The 22,722-nt window shown below is 71.9% G+C and carries 20 protein-coding genes; all 20 read left to right on the top strand.

What is annotated here, in order from left to right; translation table 11 throughout:
* Positions 1–44: 44 nt before the first annotated feature.
* Positions 45–593, top strand: a complete 549-nt coding sequence (locus tag Drose_RS27820; protein WP_260724265.1) for a SigE family RNA polymerase sigma factor — start codon at positions 45–47, stop codon at positions 591–593.
* On the top strand, positions 590–1,594 hold the full coding sequence (locus Drose_RS27815; RefSeq protein WP_260724264.1) for a Gmad2 immunoglobulin-like domain-containing protein: 1,005 nt from the start codon (positions 590–592) through the stop codon (positions 1,592–1,594). The genes Drose_RS27820 and Drose_RS27815 overlap by 4 nt, the downstream gene beginning before the upstream one ends.
* 65 nt (positions 1,595–1,659) lie before the next feature.
* Complete coding sequence (locus Drose_RS27810; RefSeq protein WP_259858436.1) at positions 1,660–1,923, top strand: phosphoribosyl-ATP diphosphatase; 264 nt, start codon at positions 1,660–1,662, stop codon at positions 1,921–1,923.
* 45 nt (positions 1,924–1,968) lie between these two features.
* The gene (gene hisG, locus Drose_RS27805; protein WP_260724263.1) at positions 1,969–2,823 is read left to right on the top strand and encodes an ATP phosphoribosyltransferase; all 855 of its coding nucleotides are present in this window, start codon (positions 1,969–1,971) and stop codon (positions 2,821–2,823) included.
* Positions 2,824–2,839: 16 nt separating this feature from the next.
* Positions 2,840–3,301 carry a PH domain-containing protein gene (locus Drose_RS27800; RefSeq protein ID WP_260724262.1) on the top strand — a complete coding sequence of 154 codons (462 nt, stop codon included), beginning with the start codon at positions 2,840–2,842 and terminating at the stop codon, positions 3,299–3,301.
* Positions 3,302–3,579: 278 nt separating this feature from the next.
* Positions 3,580–4,200 (top strand): translation initiation factor IF-3, encoded by a 621-nt coding sequence (infC, locus tag Drose_RS27795; RefSeq protein ID WP_260729823.1) that lies wholly within the window; start codon positions 3,580–3,582, stop codon positions 4,198–4,200.
* 139 nt (positions 4,201–4,339) lie between these two features.
* Complete coding sequence (rpmI, locus tag Drose_RS27790; RefSeq protein ID WP_259858433.1) at positions 4,340–4,534, top strand: 50S ribosomal protein L35; 195 nt, start codon at positions 4,340–4,342, stop codon at positions 4,532–4,534.
* Between the two features lie 84 nt (positions 4,535–4,618).
* Entirely contained in the window at positions 4,619–4,981 is a 363-nt protein-coding gene (rplT, locus tag Drose_RS27785) for a 50S ribosomal protein L20 (RefSeq protein ID WP_260724261.1), read from the top strand.
* Positions 4,982–5,000: 19 nt separating this feature from the next.
* On the top strand, positions 5,001–5,771 hold the full coding sequence (locus tag Drose_RS27780) for a TrmH family RNA methyltransferase (RefSeq protein ID WP_260724260.1): 771 nt from the start codon (positions 5,001–5,003) through the stop codon (positions 5,769–5,771).
* A gap of 133 nt (positions 5,772–5,904) precedes the next feature.
* The gene (pheS, locus tag Drose_RS27775; protein ID WP_260724259.1) at positions 5,905–6,984 is read left to right on the top strand and encodes a phenylalanine--tRNA ligase subunit alpha; all 1,080 of its coding nucleotides are present in this window, start codon (positions 5,905–5,907) and stop codon (positions 6,982–6,984) included.
* Between the two features lies 1 nt (position 6,985).
* The gene (gene pheT, locus Drose_RS27770) at positions 6,986–9,511 is read left to right on the top strand and encodes a phenylalanine--tRNA ligase subunit beta (RefSeq protein WP_260724258.1); all 2,526 of its coding nucleotides are present in this window, start codon (positions 6,986–6,988) and stop codon (positions 9,509–9,511) included.
* Positions 9,512–9,796: 285 nt separating this feature from the next.
* Positions 9,797–10,942, top strand: a complete 1,146-nt coding sequence (locus tag Drose_RS27765; protein ID WP_260724257.1) for a nucleotide sugar dehydrogenase — start codon at positions 9,797–9,799, stop codon at positions 10,940–10,942.
* Between the two features lie 76 nt (positions 10,943–11,018).
* Complete coding sequence (locus Drose_RS27760) at positions 11,019–11,882, top strand: glycosyltransferase family 2 protein (protein WP_260724256.1); 864 nt, start codon at positions 11,019–11,021, stop codon at positions 11,880–11,882.
* 41 nt (positions 11,883–11,923) lie between these two features.
* Positions 11,924–12,949: an NAD-dependent epimerase/dehydratase family protein gene (locus Drose_RS27755; protein ID WP_260724255.1), complete on the top strand. Its 1,026-nt coding sequence runs from the start codon at positions 11,924–11,926 to the stop codon at positions 12,947–12,949.
* Positions 12,950–13,007: 58 nt separating this feature from the next.
* The gene (locus Drose_RS27750; RefSeq protein ID WP_260724254.1) at positions 13,008–14,321 is read left to right on the top strand and encodes a hypothetical protein; all 1,314 of its coding nucleotides are present in this window, start codon (positions 13,008–13,010) and stop codon (positions 14,319–14,321) included.
* Positions 14,322–14,424: 103 nt separating this feature from the next.
* Positions 14,425–17,142 (top strand): AAA family ATPase, encoded by a 2,718-nt coding sequence (locus tag Drose_RS27745; RefSeq protein ID WP_260724253.1) that lies wholly within the window; start codon positions 14,425–14,427, stop codon positions 17,140–17,142.
* A 1,348-nt stretch (positions 17,143–18,490) separates the two neighbouring features.
* Complete coding sequence (gene argC, locus Drose_RS27740; RefSeq protein WP_260724252.1) at positions 18,491–19,495, top strand: N-acetyl-gamma-glutamyl-phosphate reductase; 1,005 nt, start codon at positions 18,491–18,493, stop codon at positions 19,493–19,495.
* Positions 19,492–20,661 carry a bifunctional glutamate N-acetyltransferase/amino-acid acetyltransferase ArgJ gene (argJ, locus tag Drose_RS27735; RefSeq protein ID WP_260724251.1) on the top strand — a complete coding sequence of 390 codons (1,170 nt, stop codon included), beginning with the start codon at positions 19,492–19,494 and terminating at the stop codon, positions 20,659–20,661. The genes argC and argJ overlap by 4 nt, the downstream gene beginning before the upstream one ends.
* Positions 20,658–21,548 carry an acetylglutamate kinase gene (gene argB / locus Drose_RS27730; RefSeq protein ID WP_260724250.1) on the top strand — a complete coding sequence of 297 codons (891 nt, stop codon included), beginning with the start codon at positions 20,658–20,660 and terminating at the stop codon, positions 21,546–21,548. Before argJ ends, argB begins: the two co-directional genes overlap by 4 nt.
* Positions 21,545–22,714: an acetylornithine transaminase gene (locus Drose_RS27725; protein ID WP_260724249.1), complete on the top strand. Its 1,170-nt coding sequence runs from the start codon at positions 21,545–21,547 to the stop codon at positions 22,712–22,714. The genes argB and Drose_RS27725 overlap by 4 nt, the downstream gene beginning before the upstream one ends.
* Positions 22,715–22,722: the final 8 nt, after the last annotated feature.

Below are 22,722 nucleotides of genomic sequence, written 5' to 3'. Positions count from 1 at the left end.
TGGTGATGGCGGATGCCGGCGCGACGGCGTGGGACGGTGGGGCGGTGGTGTCCCAGCGCGGGGAAGAGGCCCCCGAGGAACACGTGCGCGCCTGGAGCGCGGACGGCGCCGTCACCATGCTGTTCTCCGCGCACTACCGCGGCCTCGTGCGGCTCGCGGTCCTGCTGCTGCACGACGAATCGGTCGCCGAGGACGTCGTGCAGGACGCGTACGTGGCGCTGCACCGGCGCTGGTGGCGCCTGCGCGATACGGACAAGGCGCTGGCCTACCTGCGCACCAGCGTCGTCAACGGGGCCCGTTCGGCGCTGCGCCACCGGGGCGTCGCCGACCGGTACGTCGCCCGCGGCCTCGCCGGCGAGCAGCTCGTCGCGAGCGCGGAGACCGGCGCGCTGAGCCTGCTGCGGCACCGGGAGGTGCTGGATGCGGTCCGGCGCCTGCCCGCGCGCCAGCGCGAGGCGATCGTGCTGCGGTACTACGCGGAGCTGTCCGAGGCCGAGATCGCCGACGCGATGAGGGTCAGCCGGGGCGCGGTGAAGAGCCACGCCGCGCGGGGCCTGGCCGCCCTGCGGGAGAGTCTGGAGCACGCGCCATGAGGCCGGGCGAGACAGCCGAACAGCGACTCAGCGAGGCGCTGCGTGCCCGCGCGCTCGAGGTGGAGCCGTCGCCCGACGCGCTGCCACGGATCCGGACGCGGACCGCGGAGCGGCATCACCGGGGCTGGGCGACGATCGGCGCGGCGGCCGCCGCCGCCACGGCGATGGCGGCGGGCGTGGCCGTGTTCGTCCCCGACCGCGGGGCGCCGCCGCTGCCGCCGGCCGCGTCGTCGAGCGCGGATCCGCCGGCGCTCCTGTCCCGGGAGCCCGGCCCGCCACCGCCCGCCACGCCGCCGGCGGGGGGTGGCCCCGCCACCGTCGAGCTGCCGGTCTACTTCACGCGCAACGGGAAGTTGTACCGCGAGTTCCACGCCCTGCGCCTGACCGCGGACACCGACGAGGGGCGGATCGCCGCCGCCGTCGCCGAGTCGTTGCACGGCGACGCCTACGACCCGGACTACGACACGCTCTGGCCGGGCGGCGTGACGGTGCGCGGGGTGTCGATCGACGGCGGCACGGTCACGGTCGAACTCGGTGACGTCGGTGCGTGGCCACGGGAGGAGACCCGGCCGCTCGCCGTCCAGCAACTGCTGTACACGGTGTCGGCGGCCTCGACGTACACCTCCGTCAAGAAGGCCACCCGGATCCGGATCGTGGTCGACGGCGGGCCCGCCGAGACCCCCCGCCAGGCGCCGTACGCCGACGTCCTGGGGCCCGTGTGGGTGATCGACCCGCGATACGACGAACGGGTCGGTCAGCGCTTCACGGTGCACCTCGCCGGGGTCGTCTTCGAGGGTACGGTCAACCTGCGGATCCGCGGGGCGGGCGGGAAGGTCGTCGTCGAGCAGGTCGTCCACCTGAGCGCGGGCGCGCCGAGCCTGGGGGAGGCGCGGGTGCCGGTGAACCTGCCGCCGGGGAGGTACACGGTCGAGGCGTTCTTCGTGTCGGTGAAGGACGGCAGTGTGCAGGGTGTCGACGATCACGACGTCACGGTCGGGTGAGGCAGGACACGCCTGTCGTAATCCGGCTTCCGGCACGGCGGCCGCTCCTGCGACAATTCGTGCCCGTGAAGACCTTCGACGAGCTGTTCGCCGAGCTGGCCGCCAAGGCCGCGGCGGGCACCCCCGGCTCCGGCACCGTCGCGGCGCTGGAGAAGGGCGTGCACTTCATCGGCAAGAAGGTCGTCGAGGAGGCCGCCGAGAGCTGGATGGCGGCCGAGCACGAGGGGCGTGAGCGCACCGCCGAGGAGCTGTCGCAACTGCTCTACCAGGTGCAGTGCCTGATGCTGGCGACCGGCCTGGAGCTGGAGGACGTGTACCGACATCTGTAGTCGGACACCCCGCCGTTCCCCGCCGATCGACAGAGGAGCCGTCCCGTGCTGCGCATCGCCGTCCCGAACAAAGGAACCCTCTCCGGACCTGCCGCCGAGATGCTGCGGGAGGCCGGGTATCGCCAGCGGTCCGACCCGAAGGACCTGCTGTGCCGCGACGTCGCCAACGACGTCGAGTTCTTCTACCTGCGCCCCCGCGACATCGCCACGTACGTCGGGTCGGGCGACCTCGACCTCGGCGTGACCGGTCGTGACCTGCTCCTCGACGCCGAGAACGACGCCGAGGAACTGCTCGACCTGGGCTTCGCCCGGGCCACCTTCCGGTTCGCCGCCGTGCCGGGCTCGCTGAAGGGGGCGGAGCCCGGGGATCTCGCCGGCCTGCGGGTCGCCACCGCCTATCCGGGGGTCATGCGGCGGTACTTCGCCGAGCGTGCCGTCCGGGCCGAGGTGATCCGGCTGGACGGCGCGGTCGAGAACGCCATCCGCCTGGGCGTCGCCGACGTCATCGCCGACGTGGTGGAGACCGGTGCCACGCTGCGCCAGGCCGGCCTGGAGACGATCGGCGAGCCGATCCTCCAGTCGTCGGCGGTGCTGATCCGCCGGGCCGGCTCGGGTGCGCCGCCGGCCGCCGCCAACCAGCTCCTGCGCCGCCTGCAGGGTGTCCTGGTGGCGCGCCGCTACGTGATGCTCGCCTACGACGTGCGCGCCGACTCGCTCGACGCCGCGGTGGCGCTGACCCCGGGCATGGAGTCGCCGACCATCTCCCCGCTGCACCGCGAGGGCTGGGTGGCGGTGCAGGCGATGGTCCAGCGCGCCGAGATGCACCGGATCATGGACGAGCTCTACGACGTGGGCGCGCGGGCCATCCTGGTGACCGACATCCACGCCTGCCGGCTGTAGTGGCAGACTGCAGGCTGTGAGCAGCACCGGCACCGTCACCGCACGGCCGCGCAAGGCGCGCGCCGTGGCATATGTCCTGGCACCGATCGTCGTCGTGGTCTTCACCCTGATCGCCCTCGGCCTGCACGGCCCGACCGGCGACGGGCCGGGGTACTTCCAGCGCGGCGACCAGGCGGCGATGATCGGCCTCGGCCTGTGCGCCGCCGCGGGCATCCTGCTGATGACCCGCCCGCGCGTCGACGCCGACGAGCACGGGGTGCGGGTGCGCAACATCGTCGGCTCCTACGACCTGCCGTGGGACGTGGTTCGGGCGGTGACCTTCGGCCGGGGCACCCCGTGGCTCACGCTCGACCTGAACGACGACGAGCGGGTCGCGGTGATGGCGGTGCAGATGACCGACAAGGAGCACGCCGTCCAGGCGGCTCGCCGGCTGCGTGCCCTGCACACGGCGAGCCGCGCGGCAGGCGTGGTAGAGTAGTCGTCGTCGACCGCATCCCGTCCGTGACGGGGTGTTCGAAGCGGAGCGAAGCTCCCACCCGTGTGGCTCCAGGCGGCCGGGTCCGGTCCGACCGCCGAGGCCGTCAGGCCGCGGTTGGTCGAGTGGGCCCTCGCATGCGCGCAGCGCGGCGGGGCTTTTCCGTTTTGAGCGTCGTGGCAGTTCGCCAGGCGTGGAGTGCCCCGGCGCCGGATGGACAGGCGTCCGAAGCCGCGGATGCGCGTCGACCACCAGAGTGAAACACCGATCGAGGAGGCCACATCAGCGTCGAGCCACGCGTCAACGAGCAGATCCGGGCACGTGAGGTCCGGCTGGTCGGCCCGGAGGGTGAGCAGGTGGGCATCGTCCCGCTCGAGCGCGCCCTCCAGCTAGCCGCCGACGTGGACCTGGACCTGGTCGAAGTTGCGCCCATGGCACGCCCGCCCGTCTGCAAGCTCATGGACTTCGGCAAGTTCAAGTACGAGAGCGCGCTCAAGGCCCGGGAAGCCCGGCGTAACCAGCAGCAGACCGTCATCAAGGAGATGAAGCTCCGCCCGAAGATCGATCCGCACGACTACGAGACCAAGAAGGGTCACGTGGTGCGGTTTCTGAAGGCGGGCGACAAGGTCAAGGTAACGATCATGTTCCGTGGCCGCGAGCAGAGCCGCCCGGAGCTGGGGTTCCGGCTGCTGCGCAAGCTCTCGGAGGAGATCTCGGAGCTGGGCTTCGTCGAGGCCGCGCCCAAGCAGGACGGCCGCAACATGATCATGGTCTTGGCACCGCATCGCAACGTGAAGGCCGCGGCGACCCAGTCCCGCGAGACCAGGGCGGACGGCGGCCCGAGCTCGGAGGGCGAAACACCCGCCGAGCTGCCCGAGGTCGTCACCGCCGACAAGGCATAACCGCACCGTCATATCCACCAACCGCGACGTGCGGGCGGGCCCGCACAGCGCGGAGTCCCGGCTGCGCGCCGGAGCGCCACGGCACCCTGCTCAGGTAAGGACAGGGTGCCGGCGCAACCTGATGAAGGGCAGCACAAGCATGCCGAAGTTCAAACCGCACTCCGGGATGAAGAAGCGCGTGAAGATCACCGGACGCGGCAAGATCCTCGCGGAGCCGGCCGGCAAGCGCCACCTGCTGGAGGTCAAGCCCAGCAAGCGGACCCGCCGCCTCAGCGGCACGGTCGAGCTCGCCAAGTCGGAGACCGCGCGCGTCAACAAGTTGCTCGGCCGGTAACACGCGGCGCCACAACCCCCCGACCCTTTCGACTTTTCGACCGGCCCGTACCTGGGGCCGGTCTCGCATGAGGAGTAACGAACCGTGGCACGCGTGAAGCGGGCAGTGAACGCCCAGAAGAAGCGCCGCACCGTCCTGGAGACCGCCAGCGGCTACCGCGGGCAGCGCTCGCGGCTGTACCGCAAGGCCAAGGAGCAGATGCTGCACTCGATGCAGTACGCCTACCGCGACCGGCGTGACCGGAAGGGTGACTTCCGCCAGTTGTGGATCACCCGGATCAACGCCGCGGCCCGCGAGAACGGCCTCACCTACAACCGGCTGATCCAGGGCCTGCGCCTGGCCGGTGTCGAGGTGGACCGCAAGATCCTCGCCGAGCTCGCCGTCAGCGACGCGAAGGCGTTCAGCGGCCTGGTCCAGGTGGCGAAGACGGCCGTTGCCGCAGCCTGACCGTTCCCGTCGACCCGGGGTGTTCACCGTTCGGACGCCCCGGGTCGTCGCTGCCCGGCGCCTGCGCCGCCGCCGGGACCGGGACGAGACGGGCCGCTTCCTGGCCGAAGGGCCCCAGGCGGTCCGCGAGGCGCTGAAGGCCGGTGTGGTCGCGGAGGTGTTCTGCACCGCCGAGGCGCACGCCCGCCACCCCGAGCTCACGCACGACGCGAGCCTCGTCGACGACGCCGCGCTCCAGGCGCTCACCGAGACCGTCCAGCCGCAGGGCCTGGTGGCGGTCTGCCGGCAGCGGGACGTGCCGCTGCGCGAAGCGCTGGACCGCCGGCCGCGACTCGTGGCCGTCTGCGCCGACATCCGCGACCCCGGCAACGCGGGGACCGTCCTGCGCACCGCCGACGCGGCCGGGGCGACCGCCGTCGTCTTCGCCGGTGACAGCGTCGACCCGTACAACGGCAAGGCCGTCCGTGCCTCGGCCGGCAGCCTGTTCCACGTCGACGTGGTCCGGGCCCGCGACGCCGCGGCCGCCGTGGCGGCCTTGCGGGAGAGCGGCCTGCGGGTGCTGGCCGCCGACGGCTACGGCGAGACCGACCTGTTCGAGCTGCCCGCGCCGGCCCGGCCGACCGCCTGGCTGTTCGGTTCGGAGGCGCACGGCCTCCCGGCCGCCCTCAAGGAGCTCGCCGACGCGCGTGTGCGGGTGCCGATCCTCGGCGGCGCCGAGAGCCTGAATCTCGCCGCGGCGGCCGCCGTATGCTTGTACAGTTCCGCGAAAGCGATGAGGGAGTCGGAATGAGCGTCCTGTTTAGGTGGCCCGCCGGTGACGGTGGGCGGACGGGACGGCACGGCTCCTGACGTCTCCCACGGCCGGCGGGCGGACCTCACCTCACTACACTGTCCGAGGCCAATCTCGCTGTGGGAAGAGTCTGATGACGTACCGCAATGATCCGTATGATCCGAAACAGGCCGCGCTGCTCGACCAGAGCGCCCTCGACGACGCCGTCGCCGCGGCCGACAAGGCGTTCGCCGGCGCGGCCGATCTCGACGCGCTCGCCGCGCTGAAGCACCACCACCTCGGTGACCGCGCCCCGGTGTCTTTGGCCCGCCGCGAGATCGGCAGCCTCCCGCCGGCTGCGAAGGCCGACGCCGGCAAGCGTGTCAACCTCGCCCGCGTCGCCGTCCAGGCCGCCTACGACGCCCGGCTCGCCACCCTCACCGCGGAGCGGGAGGAGCGTGTCCTGGTCGAGGAGGCCGTCGACGTCACACTGCCGGCCGACCGCCGGCCGTTGGGTGCCCAGCACCCCCTGACCAGCCTCATGGAGCGGGTCGCCGACCTGTTCGTCGGCATGGGCTACGAGGTCGCCGAGGGACCCGAGGTCGAATGGGAGTGGTACAACTTCGACGCCCTCAACATGCACCCGGACCATCCGGCCCGGTCGATGATGGACACGTTCTTCGTCGCCGCCACCGGGGTCGAGGACGACTCACGGCTGGTCCTGCGGACCCACACCTCGCCGGTGCAGGCGCGCACGATGACCACCCGGAAGCCGCCGATCTACATCGTCTGCCCCGGCCGGGTGTACCGCACCGACGAGCTCGACGCCACGCACACGCCGGTGTTCCACCAGGTCGAGGGCCTGGTCGTGGACAAGGGCATCACGATGGCGCACCTCAAGGGGACGCTGGACCACTTCGCCCGGATGATGTTCGGCCCGGAGGCGAAGACCCGCCTGCGCCCGTCGTACTTCCCGTTCGTCGAGCCGGGCGCCGAGATGGACCTGTGGTTCCCGCAGCACCGCGACGGCCCGCGCTGGGTCGAGTGGGGCGGCTGCGGCATGGTCAACCCGCGGGTGCTGCGTGCCTGCGGCATCGACCCGGACGAGTATTCCGGGTTCGCGTTCGGCATGGGCATCGAGCGGACGCTCATGTTCCGCAACGAGGCGAGCGACATGCGCGACATGGTGGAGGGCGACGTGCGGTACGCGCGGGCGTTCGGATGGGAGGCATGAGGTGCGCGTAACGCTGTCCTGGCTGCGCGAGCACGTCGACCTGCCCGCGGACCTCGACGCCGACGGGCTGGAGAAGGCGCTGGTCAAGGTCGGCCTCGAGGTCGAGGAGATGACCGACACCGGCGCCACCGTCGAGGGGCCGCTCGTGGTCGGCCGCGTCGAGAACATCGAGGAACTGCAAGGGCTCAAGAAGCCGATCCGGTACTGCCTGGTCGACGTCGGAGCGGAGCAGCCCCAGGGCATCATCTGCGGCGCCCGCAACTTCGCCGAGGGCGACCTCGTCGTGGTCGCGCTGCCCGGCGCCGTCCTGCCCGGCGGGTTCGCGATCTCGGCCCGCAAGACCTACGGGCACATGTCCAACGGCATGATCTGCTCGGCCAGGGAACTCGGCATCAGCGACGAGCACGCCGGCATCATCGTCCTGCCGCCGGACACCGATCCGCCTGTGCAGCCCGGCCAAGAGGCCCGGCCGGTCGTCGGCCTCGACGACGTCGTGGTCGACATCAACGTCACGCCCGACCGCGGGTACTGCTTCTCGGTCCGTGGCATCGCGCGGGAGCTGTCGCACTCGCTCGGCGGCGCCTACCGCGACCCGGTCGCCGTGATCGTCCCGCTGGAGGCCGACGGCACCGAGGCGTACCGGATCGACGTCCGCGACAGCGTGGCGTGCGACCGGTTCACCGCCGTGGCCGTCCGCGGCGTCGCGCCGCTCGCACCGACGCCGGAGTGGATGCGGCAGCGGCTCGCCGTCGCCGGCATCCGGTCGATCTCCCTGCCGGTCGACATCACCAACTACGTGATGATCGAGCTCGGCCAGCCGATGCACGCCTGGGACCTGGCCCAGCTCACCGGCCCGCTGGTCGTCCGCCGTGCCGCCGCGGGGGAGACGCTGACCACGCTCGACGGGGTCAAGCGGACGCTGCACCCGGAGGACATCGTCATCGCCGACGACACCGGCGTGGTGTCGCTGGCCGCGGTCATGGGCGGCACCACCACGGAGGTGTCCCCGACGACCGTCGACGTGCTGTTCGAGGCGGCGCACTGGGATCCGTTGTCGGTGGCCCGGACCATCCGCCGGCACAAGCTGCCGAGCGAGGCCGGCAAGCGGTACGAGCGGGGCGTCGACCCGCAGATCACGGCGGCGGCGTGCGCCCGTGCGGCCGCCCTGCTCGCCGAGTACGGCGGCGGCACGATCTCCCCGCAGGTCACCGACGTCTACGCGGTGGTGCCGCCGGCGCCGATCAGCATGTCGCTGACGCGCCCGTCCGAGCTGGCCGGCATCGACTACGGCCCGGAGCGGGTGCTCGAGGTGCTGACGACGATCGGCGCGCAGACGCAGGTCGACGGCGGCTCGATCAGCTCCGGCTCGACCGCGTCGACGCCTTCGGCGCCGGCCGTGATCGTCACCCCGCCGAGCTGGCGGCACGACCTCAACGATCCGGCGGACCTGGCCGAGGAGGTGCTGCGGCTCGACGGCTACGACCGGATCCCGAGCGTGCTGCCGATCGCCCCGCCGGGCAACGGGCTCACCGCGCCGCAGCGACGCCGGCGCACGGTCGGCCGGGCGCTGGCCGACGCCGGCTACGTCGAGACGCTGAACTATCCCTTCGTGGGGGCGGCGACCCTCGACGCGATGCGCGTCCCGGCCGACGACCCGCGCCGCGACGCCGTCCTGCTGCGCAACCCGCTCTCCGACGAGGAGCCCGGCATGCGCACCACGCTGCTGCCGCCGCTGCTCGCCACGCTGCGGCGCAACCTCGGTCGCGGCATGCGGGACGTGGCGCTGTTCGAGATCGGCCTCGTGTTCCTGCCGGGCGGCCCGGTCGAGGTGGCACCGTCCGCCGGGGTCGACGGCCCGCCGCCGGCCGAGGAGCTCGCCGCCGCCGACGCGCTGCTGCCGCGGCAGCCGTGGCACGCCGCCGCGGTTGTGGCCGGTGACGCGCGGCCCGGCGGCTGGTGGGGCGGCGGCCGCCCGGCCGACTGGGCCGACGCGGTGGAGGCGGCGCGTATCGTCGCCGCGGCCGCCGGGGTCGAGCTCACCGTCCGCGCCGCGGCCGTCGCGCCGTGGCACCCGGGCCGGTGCGCCGCGCTCCTCGTGGGTGACACGGTGGTCGGTCATGCGGGTGAACTCCACCCGGCCGTTTGTGCGGATCTCGACCTGCCCCGCCGGACCGTGGCGATGGAGCTCGATCTCGACGCGCTGCCGATCCCGGGCGCGGCCGTCGCGCCGCGGCTGTCGTCGTTCCCGACGGCGCTGATCGACGTGGCGCTCGTCGTCTCCGCGGCCACCCCGGCCGCGGACGTCGAGGCGGCGCTCGCCGAGGGCGCCGGGCCGCTGCTGGAGTCGGTGCGGCTGTTCGACGTGTACTCGGGTGCGCAGCTCGGCGAGGGGCGCAAGTCCCTTGCGTACAAGCTCACGTTCCGCGCCCCGGACCGGACGCTCACCGGTGAGGAGGCCATCGCGGCGCGTGACGCTGCCGTGGCGGTCGCCGCCGAACGGCACGGTGCGGTACTGCGCGGGGTGTGATATTCATCGACGATGGCCTCACCCTCGGGTGGGGCCATCGTCGCTATGCGTCAGATATCGGACCGTTGCCGGCCGTCTCTGTCCGATCGGCGTGGTCGGGAGATGGTACGGTCACGGCGCCGAGCCGTTCTCCGTCGTGTACCTGCGGCGTGCTGCCTTCGCGGGCTCGGCCCGCGCCAAGCGCCGGCATCGAATCTCGGCTTCCTGGAGGGGCTGCGCGTGTCAGAAGTGAGTGCATCGGCTGGATTCACCACTGATGTTGTGGTGATCGGTGGTTGCGGCCGGGTGGGGCTGCCGCTCGGTATCGCCCTGGCGTCCCGGGGTCTGCAGGTCACGCTCTACGACATCAACGCCGCGGCGGTGGATGTCGTCAACGAAGGGCGGCTGCCCTTCGACGAGGAGGGTGCCGCCGCGCCGCTCGCGACCTGTGTCGGCGAGGGCCGGCTCAAGGCGACCACCGATCCGGCGAGTGTCGCCTCGGCGGAGCATCTTGTCGTTATCGTGGGCACTCCGGTGGATGAGCATCTGAACCCGAATATCGGTGCGGTGCCGGCGGCGATCGAGCGGTGTGCGGATTATCTGCGTGATGGTCAGCTCATCGTGTTGCGCAGCACCGTTCATCCGGGTGTGACCGCGTTGACCGAAAAGCTCGTCAAGCGGCTCGGGGTGAACGCCGATGTCGCGTTCTGTCCGGAGCGTATCGCTGAGGGCAAGGCGATGACGGAGCTCTTCGAGTTGCCGCAGATCGTGGCGGCCCGCACGCCCGAGGCCACCGAGCGTGCCGAGAAGCTGTTCCGCAACCTCGCGAGCCAGATCGTCGTGCTGGAGCCGGAGGAGGCGGAGCTCGCCAAGCTGTTCACGAACACCTGGCGCTACATCAAGTTCGCCGCGGCCAACCAGTTCTGGATGATGTCCAACGACTTCGGCCTGGACTTCGAGCGGATCCGGCATGCGATCCGGTTCCAGTATCCGCGTGCGGCCGACATGCCGGGTGCCGGGTTCGCGGCCGGTCCCTGCCTGCTCAAGGACACGATGCAGTTGGCGGCGTTCAACAACAACAACTTCGTCCTCGGTCACAGCGCGATGCTGATCAACGAGGGCCTGCCGCTGTACGTGGTGTCGAGGTTGCAGGAGCGCTTCGATCTGTCGGAGATGACCGTCGGCATCCTGGGTATGGCGTTCAAGGGTGGTAGCGACGACATCCGTGAGTCCCTGGCGTACAAGCTGCGCAAGGTGGTCATGCTGCGGGCGAAGGAGACCCTCTGCAGCGACCCGTATGTCAAGGACGACCGGTTCGTCCCGCTCGATGAGGTGCTGCGGCGTGCTGATCTGCTGATCGTCGCCGCGCCCCACCCGCAGTACCGTGATCTGGAGACCGATGTCCCGGTCGCGGACATGTGGGGTGTCACGAGCAAGGGTGTGCGGGTATGACCGGAGCCGGAGCGTGGTGGAGGCTTCGGGCGTGCCCGCGCGATGTTCTTGCCGCGGGTTTGAGTTGGAGCGGCGTATGACCGTGGTGCCGCAGATCTCTGTGGTGATTCCGGTGTACAACGAGGGCGCGGCGATCGTGCCGTGCCTGGAGCGGATTCTGCGGGCGGTCATGATGCCGGCCGAGGTGCTCGTCGTGCACGACATGGCCGAGGACACGACGGTGCCCTACGCGCTGGAGGTTCAGGCGCGTGACCCGCGGGTGCGTCCCGTGCTCAACACGTACGGTCGGGGTCCGGCCAACGCGATCCGGTTCGGTATCGACGTGGCGCGGGCGCCGGTCGCGGTGGTCACGATGGCTGATGGTTCGGACGATCCGCGTCAGATCGAGGATCTGGCCCGGTTGGTCGAGCGTGGTGTGGTGGTCGCGGCCGCTTCGCGGTACATGCCTGGTGGGCAGCAGGTCGGTGGGCCTCGGTTCAAGCGGTTCCTGTCGCGGACGGCGGGTCGGTCGCTGCATCTGCTGGCGCGGGTCGGTACGCGGGACGCGACGAACAGTTTCAAGGCGTATTCGACGAGTTTCGTGCGGCAGGTCGGTATCGAGTCGAAGACCGGCTTTGAGATCGGTATCGAGTTGACGGCGAAGGCGACGCGGTTGCGGTTGCCGGTGGCGGAGATCCCGACGATCTGGCTCGACCGGCAGCTCGGTGAGTCCCGGTTCGACGTCGGCCGGTTCATGCCCAGTTATCTGCGGTGGTGGCGGTTCTCGTTCGGTCGGCGGCTCACGGTGGAGCAGGTGGCGAAGCGGCCGGCGTCGTCGGCGGCCCGCGACGACGCGGCGGCGGCTCGTGCGGCCACACAGCAGCCCCCGCAGCAGCCCCCGCCCGCGCGGCAGTCTGTTGTGGAGTCCCTGTCCGGCAATCACGAAGCAGTGCAGAGCTAGTCCGAGCCAGTCAGAGCTAGTCAGAGCTAGAAGGAGTGTTTGTGGCAAAGGTCCTGGTCACCGGCTCGGCCGGTTTCATCGGGGGATACGTCGTCGAGGAGTTGCTGTCCCGCGGCTACCAGGTGGTCGGCCTGGACAACTACTCGAAGTACGGTCCGGTCACCCGTAGCTACGACGCTCACCCGGACTACCGCTTCGTCGAGGGCGACGCGCGTGATGTCGATCTTGTCGGCGAGTTGCTGGACGGCTGTGACCATTTCATCGCCGGCGCGGCGATGATCGGTGGTATCTCGTACTTCCACGCCTATGCCTACGACCTGCTGGCCACCAACGAGCGGATCATGGCTTCGTCCTGCGACGCGGCGATCAAGGCGCACCAGGCCGGCACGCTCAAGAAGATGACGTACCTGTCGTCGTCGATGGTGTTCGAGTCGACCACGCACTGGCCGTCGCGGGAGGGCGACGAGCGTCTGGTGCCGCCGCCGTTGTCGTCGTACGGGTTTCAGAAGCTCGCGGTCGAGTATTACGCGAAGGCTGCCTGGGACCAGTACAAGCTGCCGTACACGATCGTGCGGCCGTTCAACTGTGTCGGTGTCGGTGAGGGCCGCGCGTTGGGCGAGGTCGAGGTGCTTTCCGGCAATGTCAAGCTGGCGATGTCGCACGTGGTGCCCGACCTGGTGCAGAAGATTGTGAAGGGGCAGGACCCGCTGCACATCCTGGGCACGGGCGAGCAGGTGCGCCACTACACGTATGGTGGTGATCTCGCCAAGGGCATCATCGCCGCGATGGAGCACGAGCGGGCCTTCAACGAGGACTTCAACATCTCCACCGCCGAGTCGACCACGGTGCTCGAACTGGCCGAGGTGATCTGGCGCAAGATCAAGGGTCCGGACGTGCCGTTCAGCGTGGTCTCCGACGACCCGTACGAGTACGACGTGCAGAAGCGCGTCCCGGATGTGTCGAAGGCCAAGGCGGTCCTCGGCTACGAGGCCACCACCTCCCTCGACGAGATGCTCGACGAGGTCATCCCATGGGTGACCGAGGCGGTCAAGGAAGGCCGGCTCTAGGACGAACCGTTGCCGAGCGCCCCGCCTCAAGGTGGGGCGCTCGGTCGTTTCGTACGGTATGACCGTAGCGCAGCATCACCCCGGCGTTTCGGAGCATGTCGGGCTGCTCGAACCGGCGGCCCCCGCCCGGGCGCCGCGGCGGTGGACCGGTCCGGTCCGGGCCGTCCTCCTCGTCCTGTGCGGCGCCGCCGTCGGCCTGTGGCGGACCCGCGACCCCGACGCGCTCAACTCGATCTGGGCCGAGGACGGGCAGAACTTCCTCACCGACGCCCTCACCCGGCCGTGGTACGAGGCGATCGCCACCCCGTTCAACGGGTACTTCCACATCGTCGCCCGCGTGTGCTGGGCCGTCGTCGCGCTGTTTCCGCTCGAGTGGGCCGCCGCCCTCAGCGCTGTCCTCGCCGCCGTGCTGACCGCGGCCCTCGCGCTCGCCGTTCACGCCGCAGCCCGCTCCCGCCTGCCGGGCACGTCGGCGGCCGTCGTCGGGGTCGCCGCCGCGGTACCGATGGGCTTCACCCCCAACACCCTCGCCCAGTTGCAGTTCCCGCTCGTCCACGCCGGCCTCTGGATGCTGTTGTGGGCGCCGTCGGTGCGCTGGCAGCGGATCGTCGCCACGGTCGTGCCGGCGCTCGCGGTGCTCAACTCGATGCTCGGTGTGCTGCTGGTGCCGTTCGCGCTGCTGCGGCTCGCCCGGCGGCGCGACCGGGACAGCCTCACGAAGGTGCTCGCGCTGGTCCCCGGGTCGGTGCTGCAGGTCGTACCGATGCTCCTCGGCACCACCGAGCGCGGCCTCGGCGAACAGCCCGACCACAACCCGGTCTCGGTCGCCGCCATGTACCTGCGGTGGGGCGTCCCGCGTTCGTTCCTCGGGCAGGCGTGGCTCGCCCCGCCGCACCTCGACACGCAGACACACCGCGCCCTCGTCCTCGCCGGGCTGCTCATCCCGGCCGGGCTGCTGGCCCTGGCCGTACTGCGGCGAACCGCTCCGGACTGGGAACTCGCCGCCACGCTCGCCGGGTTCGCCGCCGTCGCCGGTGCCGTCCAACTCGCCGCCCACGGGGCGCCCGAGGACCGGTACCTCGTCCTCGTCACGCTGCCGAACATGGCGGCCGCGGTGAGTCTCGTCTCACCGCGGACCGTGAATTCCGGCAGAACGCCACTTGTCGTGTTGACGACACTGCTGTGCGTGGTGTGCGCGGCGAACCTGCGGGTCGCGAGCCCCCGCGACGGCATCCCCGCCTGGGACGGGCTGGTGGCCCAGGCGCGGGCGGAATGCCATGCACAGCACCGTTTGACGCAGGTAACTGTTCATATCGCCCAATGGCCCGCGATCGGCTGGCAGGCCGTCCTGCCCTGCGACCGGCTGCGCTGAACAGCGGTCGCCCGGCCGTCACCGGGCCGCCCCGTGCCGGTCCTCAGCCGTTGCGATGAGGAGGCGTTCGTAAGAGACTCGGCGTCGTGGTGAGACGGTCGTGGTGAGCACAGGATCGGCCGCGCCCATCGGCCGAGCTGATCTGCTGGCCCACGCCCGGGAACGGCTCGCGGCCGGCGGCGGCGTCGTGGTCTGCGGACCGGCCGGCATCGGCAAGTCGACGATCCTCAGCGCCCTCGCGGCGTCCGAGACCGAGGCGCTCGTCCTGCGCGCGGCCGCCGCCGAGGCCGAGGCCGACCTGCCGTATCTCGCCCTGGTCGACCTCTTCGACGGCGTGCCCGACGCCTCCGAGCACCTGCCGCCCCACCTGCGTGCCGCGCTCGACGGCGCTCTCCTGCGCAGCGCCCTGCCCGCCACCCCGCACGACCAGCTCGCCGTCCGGCTGGCGGTGCTCGAGCTGTTCCGCGGCCTGGCCGCCGAGCGGCCCGTCCTGCTCGTCCTCGACGACGTGCAGTGGATCGACGAGCCCAGCGCCGGCGTGCTGCGATTCGTCGCCCGGCGGCTCGGCGACGTCCCGGTGCGGGTCCTCGCCGCCGAGCGGCTGCCCGACGGCGGTGCGCCGACCCGGCTCGACCTGTGCCCGCCGCCGAGCGTGACGCTGCCCGTACCGCCGCTGCCGCAGAGCGACGTCGCCGACCTGCTGCGCGCCCGCTTCGGCGCCGAGGCCGGCCGCGCCCACGTCCAGCGGATCTACGAGGCCAGCGCCGGCAACCCCCTCTACGCGGTGGAGCTCGGCCGCGCGCTGGGCAACACGCCGCACCCGGCCATCGACCCCCTGCCCGTGCCCGACCGGCTGCGGGAGCTGCTCGCGGCGCGGCTCGCCACGCTGCCCGCCGAGGACTGGCCGGTGCTGCTTACCGTCGCCGCCGCCGCCCGGCCCAGCCTCGACCTCCTGGTCCGTTGCGGGCTGGCCGAGGCCAATCTCGAGGCCGCTGCCGCCTCGGGTGTACTGCGGGTGGAGCCGGACGGCGCGCTCCGGTTCAGCCATCCGCTGCTGCGCGAGATGGTCTACGCCGACGCGACCGCCGCCGCCCGCCGCGAGACCCACGAGCGGCTCGCCGACACGGTCTCCGACCCCGTCGACCGGGCCCGGCACCTCGCCGCTGCCCGGCCCGACCCCGACGAGGCGCTCGCCGAGTGCCTCGCCGACGCCGCCTCCGCCGCCCGGCTGCGCGGCGCCCCCGCGATGGCCGCCGACCTGGCCGCGCTCGCCGCCGAACGCACGCCCCGGGACACGCCGGGGGTGGCGGCGGTACGGCGGCTGAGCGCCGCCCAGCACGCGTACTCGGCCGGCTCGCCCGTCGACGCCCGCCGCCACGCCGCCGCGGCCCTGCGCGACGCGGCCGACCGCCGCACGCGCGTCGGCGCGCGACTGCTGCTGGTCGAGATGTCGGGGGAGGACCACTCCAACTCCGGCCCGTTGCTCGACGCCGCGTTCGTCGAGGCCATCGGCACCCCCGACCTGCTCGCCCATGTCCGGCTCTACAAGGCCGTCAAGGCGTACTACGACGGCGACAGCGAGGCCGCCCTCGCCGAGCTCAAGCGCGCCGAGGAGGCGGCCGAGCTGTGCGGTGACATGGAGCGGCTGGTCGAGGTGCTGAGCTGGCGGGGCAACATCCTGCTGGGCACCGAGGGCGACGAATACCTCGAGCGTGCCGGCAAGCTCGCCCGCGGCCTGTCCCTCACCCCGGCGACGGTCGCCGCACGGCAGGTCGCCGCGATGAGCCGGCTGTTCAAGGGTGAGACCGCCGAGGCGGTGCGCCGCATCGAGGCGCTGCGGATCGCCGTCGAGCGTGCCGGCACCGTTCGCGACCTCGCCACCGTGCTCGTCTCGGTGGCCGGCATCTACTGGCGGGCCGGCCGCTGCGCCGACGCGCTCGCCGCCGGCCGCGCCTGCGTGCGCCTGTACGTCGACGTCGAGACCACTCCCGGCCCCGGTTACCTGGTGGGGGCCCTGGCTGAGTACGGCGGCGGCACCGCGACGGCGGCGGCCGGCTACGCCGAGCGCGGCCTGGCCGCGTGCCTCGCCGCGGGCGACGAGGACTGGATCAAGCTGGCCTACGCCACCAGCGGCCTGGTGCACGTCCTGCGCGGCGACCCGGTTGCCGCGGCCGACGCCATGCGGGAGGCGTATGCCCTGGACCAGCGCCTCGGACGGCTCGATCCGGGCATCCTGCCGTGGCACGCCGACTTCATCGAGGCGCTCGTGGGTGCCGGTGCCCGCGCCGAGGCGGCCGAGGTCCTCGACGAGGTCGAGAAGCACGCCCGCCACCTCGACCGCAGGGTCGTCTTCCTGGGCCTGGCCCGCGCCCGCGCGGTGCTCACCGCCGCGACCGGCGAGGCCCGCGAGGGCGCCGAGGCCCTGCACCGGGCGATCGAGGAGTGGCAGGATCACCCGTATCCGCTCGAGGTCGCCCGGGCCTACTACACGCTGGGCGGCCTGGAGCGCCGGGCCCACCGCCGCGGCGCCGCGCGGGCAGCGCTGTCGGAGGCGGTGCGCCGTTACGCGCTGGCGGAGGCCCACCCGTGGCGCGAGGTGGCCTCGGCCGACCTGGCCAGGCTGGACGGCGGCCGCGGCGCGGGCCTGTCGGAGACGGAGCGCAGGATCGTCGAGCTGGTCCGCGCGGGCGCGACGAACCGCGAGATAGCCCGCGCCCTGTTCCTGTCGATCAAGGCCGTGGAGGCCAACCTCACGCGCCTGTACCGCCGGCTGAACGTGCGCAACCGCTCCCAGTTGGCCCGCTTCCTGGATCCCGAGTAACCGCTGGTTGCCCTGCCGGTCACCGATCACCTTCGACCGGCGTGTGCGGTGCGCGGTTCGCCCACCGTTTCATGATCGTGGAGCGTTGGCGGTGCTCCGGGCCGTGAACAGCTCCGTGATCCGTGCGGGACTCCGTCAAGCGGCGCCGGGCCGCGGTGTCGGTGGCGCCGGGGGGCCATGCGTCCGCCGATTCCGGTGTCGCGCTCCGTGACAGTGACGCACAGTCGTGCGGGGGTGTCTGGTCGCTCATGATCGCCGCTGGACCCGGGACGGCGCGTTCCGGCCGGGCGACTCCATGATCATGGGAAAGATGTGGGTGACTGTTCGGGTTGGAGCGGTGTCGTGATCTGGTTGACCGGGGCCGTCGGCCCCGGTGGTGGCGGGGCTCGGTCACGGTGCGCGGTCCGGGACGGTCGGCGTTGCGGGTTGGCGTGGCCGCCTCCGTCGTGGTGGATCTGTGGACGGGGCATCCTGGGCGCACCACATTCCGCCCAGGAACATGTGTCTGCTGGGGGAGTGTTGTGGTGGGACGCCCGTCCCTGCCGGCGGCCAGGTCGGCGGGCGGCGGTGGCGCGGCGGCGGGGGTCCGGGGTGGCCGATCCACCCGGTCTGCCCGGTGTCGAGTGGCCGCCGTGCGTTCTCGACGGCTCACCGGAGTTGCCGACATTCCGGACATGTTGATGCATCGGCGGTTGTGAATGCGTTGGCATCTGCGTGATCTTGGAGACTTTTGGCACTCAGAGCAGCAAAAAGTCTCCAGGATCACGAGGAACCGCCCGAACGGCATACCGCCTTCCGGCACGATCGAGGCGCAGTGCGCACGTCGACCGCGGTCCGGCGCTGCGCCAGGTGGTAGGAAGACTTGGGTCCCAGGCCAAGTTTCCCACTACCTGACACACACCTGAACAGTCACAGATGTGGCTATCGGGGCAGCCATATCTCCAGATCTCTCCCATGATCATGGGATCGAGCGGCCTGGCGGCGGAACGCGCGCCGGTCGGCGCACCTCGGCGACGCCCCGCGCCCGGATTGTCGGCCTTGTTCGGGTTGGTCCAGGGCTGTTGGGCTGACCTGCGCGGGCTGCCCCACGCATGCGCCCTTTCCGGTCCCGCGCATGAACCGGCGCCGGACCGGAAAGGGGCGAAGGATGCCGCATGCGGCCGCCCTCCATCTTCAGGCTAGGTTCCTAGGATGCTGAAGGGGGAGAGGTGGGGGTGACACGGGTCGGGAGCGACAGACGAAATGGCAGGCCCCGTCAGGTGGGGCGGGGTGGAAGTGGCGGTCGCCGTGGTGAGCCTCGCCGCAATCTCCTTGAAACAAGGATTTGCATAGAGATACAGTCGAGCGCATGGGAATACGAGTCGCCGTGGTTGGCGCCTCCGGGTATGCCGGAGGTGAGCTGCTCCGGCTGATCGCTGGACATCCGCATCTCGAGCTTGCCGTCGCCACCGGATTCGCGCAGGCCGGGGCCACGATCGGCAGCGTCCACCCGCACGTGCGCTCGTTTCGTGACGTGGTGCTCGCCAAGACCGAAGCCGCCGCCGTCGGCGACGCCGACCTGGTCTTCCTCGCGCTGCCGCACGGCGAGTCGGCGGCCATCGCCGCGCAGCTCCCGGAAACTATGAAGGTCGTCGACCTCGGTGCCGACTTCCGGCTCCGGGATCCGGCCGCCTGGTCGAAATACTACCCGGGAGCACACGCCGGCACCTGGACCTACGGGCTGCCCGAGCTGCCCGGCCAGCGCGACCGTATCGCGAGCGCCACCCGGGTCGCCAGCACCGGCTGCTACGCCGTCACGGTCGTGCTCGCGCTCGCGCCGCTCATCGCCGCCGGGGTCGCCGACCCCGATGACGTGGTGGTCGTGGCCGCGTCGGGGACCTCCGGCGCGGGGCGGTCGGCGAAGCAGCATCTGCTCGCGTCGGAGGTGATGGGCTCGCTGTCGCCGTACAAGGTGGGCGCGCACCAGCACGTGCCGGAGATCAAGCAGGCGAGCGGGGCCCGGACGCTGTCGATGACGCCGGTGCTGGCGCCGATGCCGCGGGGCATCCTGGCGACCGTCACCGCGAAGCCGCTGGCGGACGCCGACCCGAGGGCGGTGCTCCAGGAGGCGTACTCGGGCGAGCCCTTCGTGCAGGTGCTGCCGGAGGGGCAGTGGCCGCACACCGCCTCGACGTTCGGGTCCAACGCGGCCCACCTCCAGGCGACCACGGACGTGGACAGCGGGCGGATCGTCGTCGTGTCCGCCATCGACAATCTCGGCAAGGGTGCGGCGGCACAGGCCGTACAGAACGCCAACCTCATGCTCGGGCTCCCGGAGACCGCGGGGCTCGCCGTAGACGGGATCGCGCCATGAGTGTGACCGCACCGAAGGGTTTCCGGGCCGCGGGCGTCGCGGCCGGCATCAAGCAGGGCGCGCTCGACGTGGCGCTCGTCGTCAACGACGGACCGGACACGACGGCCGCCGCCGTGTTCACCAGCAACCGGATCAAGGCCGCGCCGGTGCTGTGGAGCCAGCAGGTGCTGCGCGCCGGGATCGCGCGGGCCGTCGTGCTGAACTCGGGCGGCGCCAACGCCTGCACCGGGCCGGCCGGGTTCCAGGACACGCACGCGACCGCGGAGCACACCGCGGCGGCGCTGTCCGGCCGGGCGTCCCGGTTCCCGGTCGGGGCCGGTGACGTGGTGGTCTGCTCGACCGGCCTCATCGGCGAGCGGCTGCCGGTGCGGAAGCTGCTCGCGGGCGTCGACGCGGCGGCGCGGGGGCTGTCCCGCGACGGCGGCGCGGACGCGGCGACCGCCATCATGACGACCGACACGAGGCCGAAGACCGCGGTCCACAGTGGACAAGGGTTCACCGTCGGCGGGATGGCCAAGGGCGCGGGAATGCTGGCGCCGGGCCTCGCGACGATGCTCGTGGTCCTGACGACCGACGCGGTCGCCGACGCGTCCACGTTGGACACGGCGCTGCGCGGCGCGACGCGGCGGACGTTCGACCGGGTCGACTCCGACGGCTGCATGTCGACGAACGACACCGTCCTGCTCATGGCCAGCGGCGCGGCGGGGATCGCGCCGACGCCGGCGGAGCTGGCCGCGGCGGTCACCGCCGTGTGCGAGGACCTGGCGAGGCAGCTCGTCTCGGACGCGGAGGGGGCGACGAAGGAGATCGCGATCGAGGTCGCCGGTGCGGCGAGCGAGGACGACGCGGTGGAGGTCGGCCGGTCGATCGCCCGCAACAACCTGGTGAAGACGGCGTTCTTCGGCAACGATCCCAACTGGGGCAGGATCCTCGCCGCCATCGGTACGACCCGTGCCGCCTTCGAGCCCGACCACGTCGACGTCGCCATCAACGGCGTGTGGATCTGCAAGAACGGGGCGGCGGGGGAGGACCGGGCCAAGGTGGACCTCAGCGCGCGGGAGGTGACCGTCACGGTCGACCTGCACGCCGGTGACGAGCAGGCGACCGTGTGGACCAATGACCTGTCGATGGGGTATGTGCACGAGAACTCGGCGTACTCGTCGTGAGCACGAGCGTGCGGAACCTCGGGATCGCGCTGGGCAAGGCGAACACGCTCATCGAGGCGCTGCCGTGGCTGGAGCGGTTCTCCGGCGCGACGATCGTCGTGAAGTACGGCGGCAACGCCATGGTCGACAACGAGCTGAAGCGCGCGTTCGCGGCCGACATGGTGTTCCTGCGGCACGTCGGCATCAAGCCTGTCGTCGTGCACGGCGGCGGGCCGCAGATCTCGGCCATGCTCAAACGGCTCGGCATCGCCAGCGAGTTCAAGGGCGGCCTGCGGGTCACCACCCCGGAGACGGCCGACGTGGTGCGGATGGTGCTCGTCGGCCAGGTGGGCCGCGAGCTGGTCGGGTTGATCAACGAGCACGGGCCGCACGCCGTGGGCATGTCCGGTGAGGACGCCGGGCTGTTCACGGCGGTGCGCCGGCCGGCGATCGTGGACGGCTCGCCGGTGGACATCGGGCAGGTCGGCGACGTCGAGCACGTCAACGTCGGCGCGGTGGCCGACCTCATCGCGGCGGGCCGGATCCCGGTCGTGTCGACGGTGGCGCCGGACGCCGACGGCGTGCTGCACAACCTCAACGCGGACACCGCGGCCGGGGCGCTCGCCATCGCGCTGAAGGCCCGCAAGCTGGTGGTGCTCACGGATGTGGAGGGGCTCTACGCCCGATACCCGGATCCGGACTCGCTCGTCTCGCAGCTCACCACCGACCAGTTGGCGGAGCTGCTGCCGACCCTGGAGGCCGGCATGGTGCCGAAGATGGAGGCCTGCCTGCGGGCGGTCAAGGGTGGTGTGCCCGCGGCGCACGTGGTCGACGGCCGGGTGCCGCACTCGTTGCTGCTGGAAGTCTTTACCTCGGAAGGATTCGGGACGATGGTGGTGGGCGAATGAGCCTCGTGGAGCGGTTCGAGGCGGCGGTGATGAACACGTACGGGTCGCCGTCGCTGGGTCTGGTGAGCGGCAGCGGCGCGGTGGTCGTCGACGAGGCCGGGCGGTCGTACGTGGACCTGCTCGGCGGCATCGCGGTCAACCTGCTCGGCCACGCCCATCCGGCGGTCGTCGCGGCCGTGACCGCGCAGATCTCGACACTCGGCCACGTGTCGAACCTGTACGCGTCGGCGCCGCCGGTCGCGCTCGCCGAACGGCTGCTGTCGCTGGCGGGGCGCGAGGGCGCGGTGTTCTTCTGCAACTCCGGCGCGGAGGCGAACGAGGCCGCGTTCAAGCTGTCCCGCCGCACCGGCCGGACGAAGGTCGTGGCGGCGCTGGCCGGGTTCCACGGCCGTACGATGGGCGCCCTGGCGCTGACGGGGCAGCCGGCGAAGGCCGACCCGTTCCGCCCGCTGCCGGGTGAGGTCGTGCACGTGCCCTACGGCGACGTGGCGGCCCTCGAGGGCGCCGTCGACGGCACGACCGCGATGGTGCTGCTGGAGCCGATCCAGGGCGAGTCGGGTGTGGTCGTACCGCCGGCGGGGTACCTGACGGCCGCGCGTGCGATCACGGCGCGGCACGGCGCGCTGCTCGCCCTCGACGAGGTGCAGACGGGCGTCGGCCGCACCGGGTACTGGTTCGCGCACCAGGCCGAAGGCGTGCGCCCCGACGTCGTGACCCTGGCGAAGGGGCTCGGCGGCGGCCTGCCGCTCGGCGCGATGATCGCGTTCGACGGCGCGGCGACGCTGCTCGGCCCGGGCATGCACGCCTCGACGTTCGGCGGCAACCCGGTGTGCTGCGCCGCCGGGCTCGCCGTGCTCGACACCATCGAGTCGGAGGACCTGCTCGGCCACGTGAAGCAGCTCAGCGAGCGGATCCGGCGCGGTGTCGAGGCGCTCGGCCACCCACTCGTCACCGGCGTGCGCGGCGCGGGTCTGCTGCTCGGCGTCACGCTGGCCGGTCCGGCCGCCGGCGCGCTGGCCGCGGTCCTGCGGGACAAGGGCTTCCTCGCCCAGGCGGCCCAGCCCGACGTGCTGCGGATCGCCCCGCCGCTGATCCTGTCCGACGAGCAGGCCGACGCCTTCGTGGCCGCCCTCGGCCCGGCCCTGACGGCGGTGCGGGCACAATGACCACCAGG

Origin of the sequence: Dactylosporangium roseum (assembly GCF_025264685.1) — a bacterium.
GTDB lineage: Bacteria > Actinomycetota > Actinomycetes > Mycobacteriales > Micromonosporaceae > Dactylosporangium > Dactylosporangium roseum.
This window is presented reverse-complemented; position numbering and strand designations above follow the sequence as displayed.

What these genes read in the sequence shown, in the direction of transcription:
- Drose_RS27815 (WP_260724264.1), top strand. Translation starts at nt 590, where the DNA reads ATGAGGCCGGGCGAGACAGCCGAACAGCGACTCAGCGAGGCGCTGCGT.
- rpmI (WP_259858433.1), top strand. Translation starts at nt 4,340, where the DNA reads ATGCCGAAGTTCAAACCGCACTCCGGGATGAAGAAGCGCGTGAAGATC.
- pheS (WP_260724259.1), top strand. Translation starts at nt 5,905, where the DNA reads ATGACGTACCGCAATGATCCGTATGATCCGAAACAGGCCGCGCTGCTC.
- Drose_RS27760 (WP_260724256.1), top strand. Translation starts at nt 11,019, where the DNA reads ATGACCGTGGTGCCGCAGATCTCTGTGGTGATTCCGGTGTACAACGAG.
- Drose_RS27750 (WP_260724254.1), top strand. Translation starts at nt 13,008, where the DNA reads ATGACCGTAGCGCAGCATCACCCCGGCGTTTCGGAGCATGTCGGGCTG.
- argC (WP_260724252.1), top strand. Translation starts at nt 18,491, where the DNA reads ATGGGAATACGAGTCGCCGTGGTTGGCGCCTCCGGGTATGCCGGAGGT.
- argJ (WP_260724251.1), top strand. Translation starts at nt 19,492, where the DNA reads ATGAGTGTGACCGCACCGAAGGGTTTCCGGGCCGCGGGCGTCGCGGCC.
- Drose_RS27725 (WP_260724249.1), top strand. Translation starts at nt 21,545, where the DNA reads ATGAGCCTCGTGGAGCGGTTCGAGGCGGCGGTGATGAACACGTACGGG.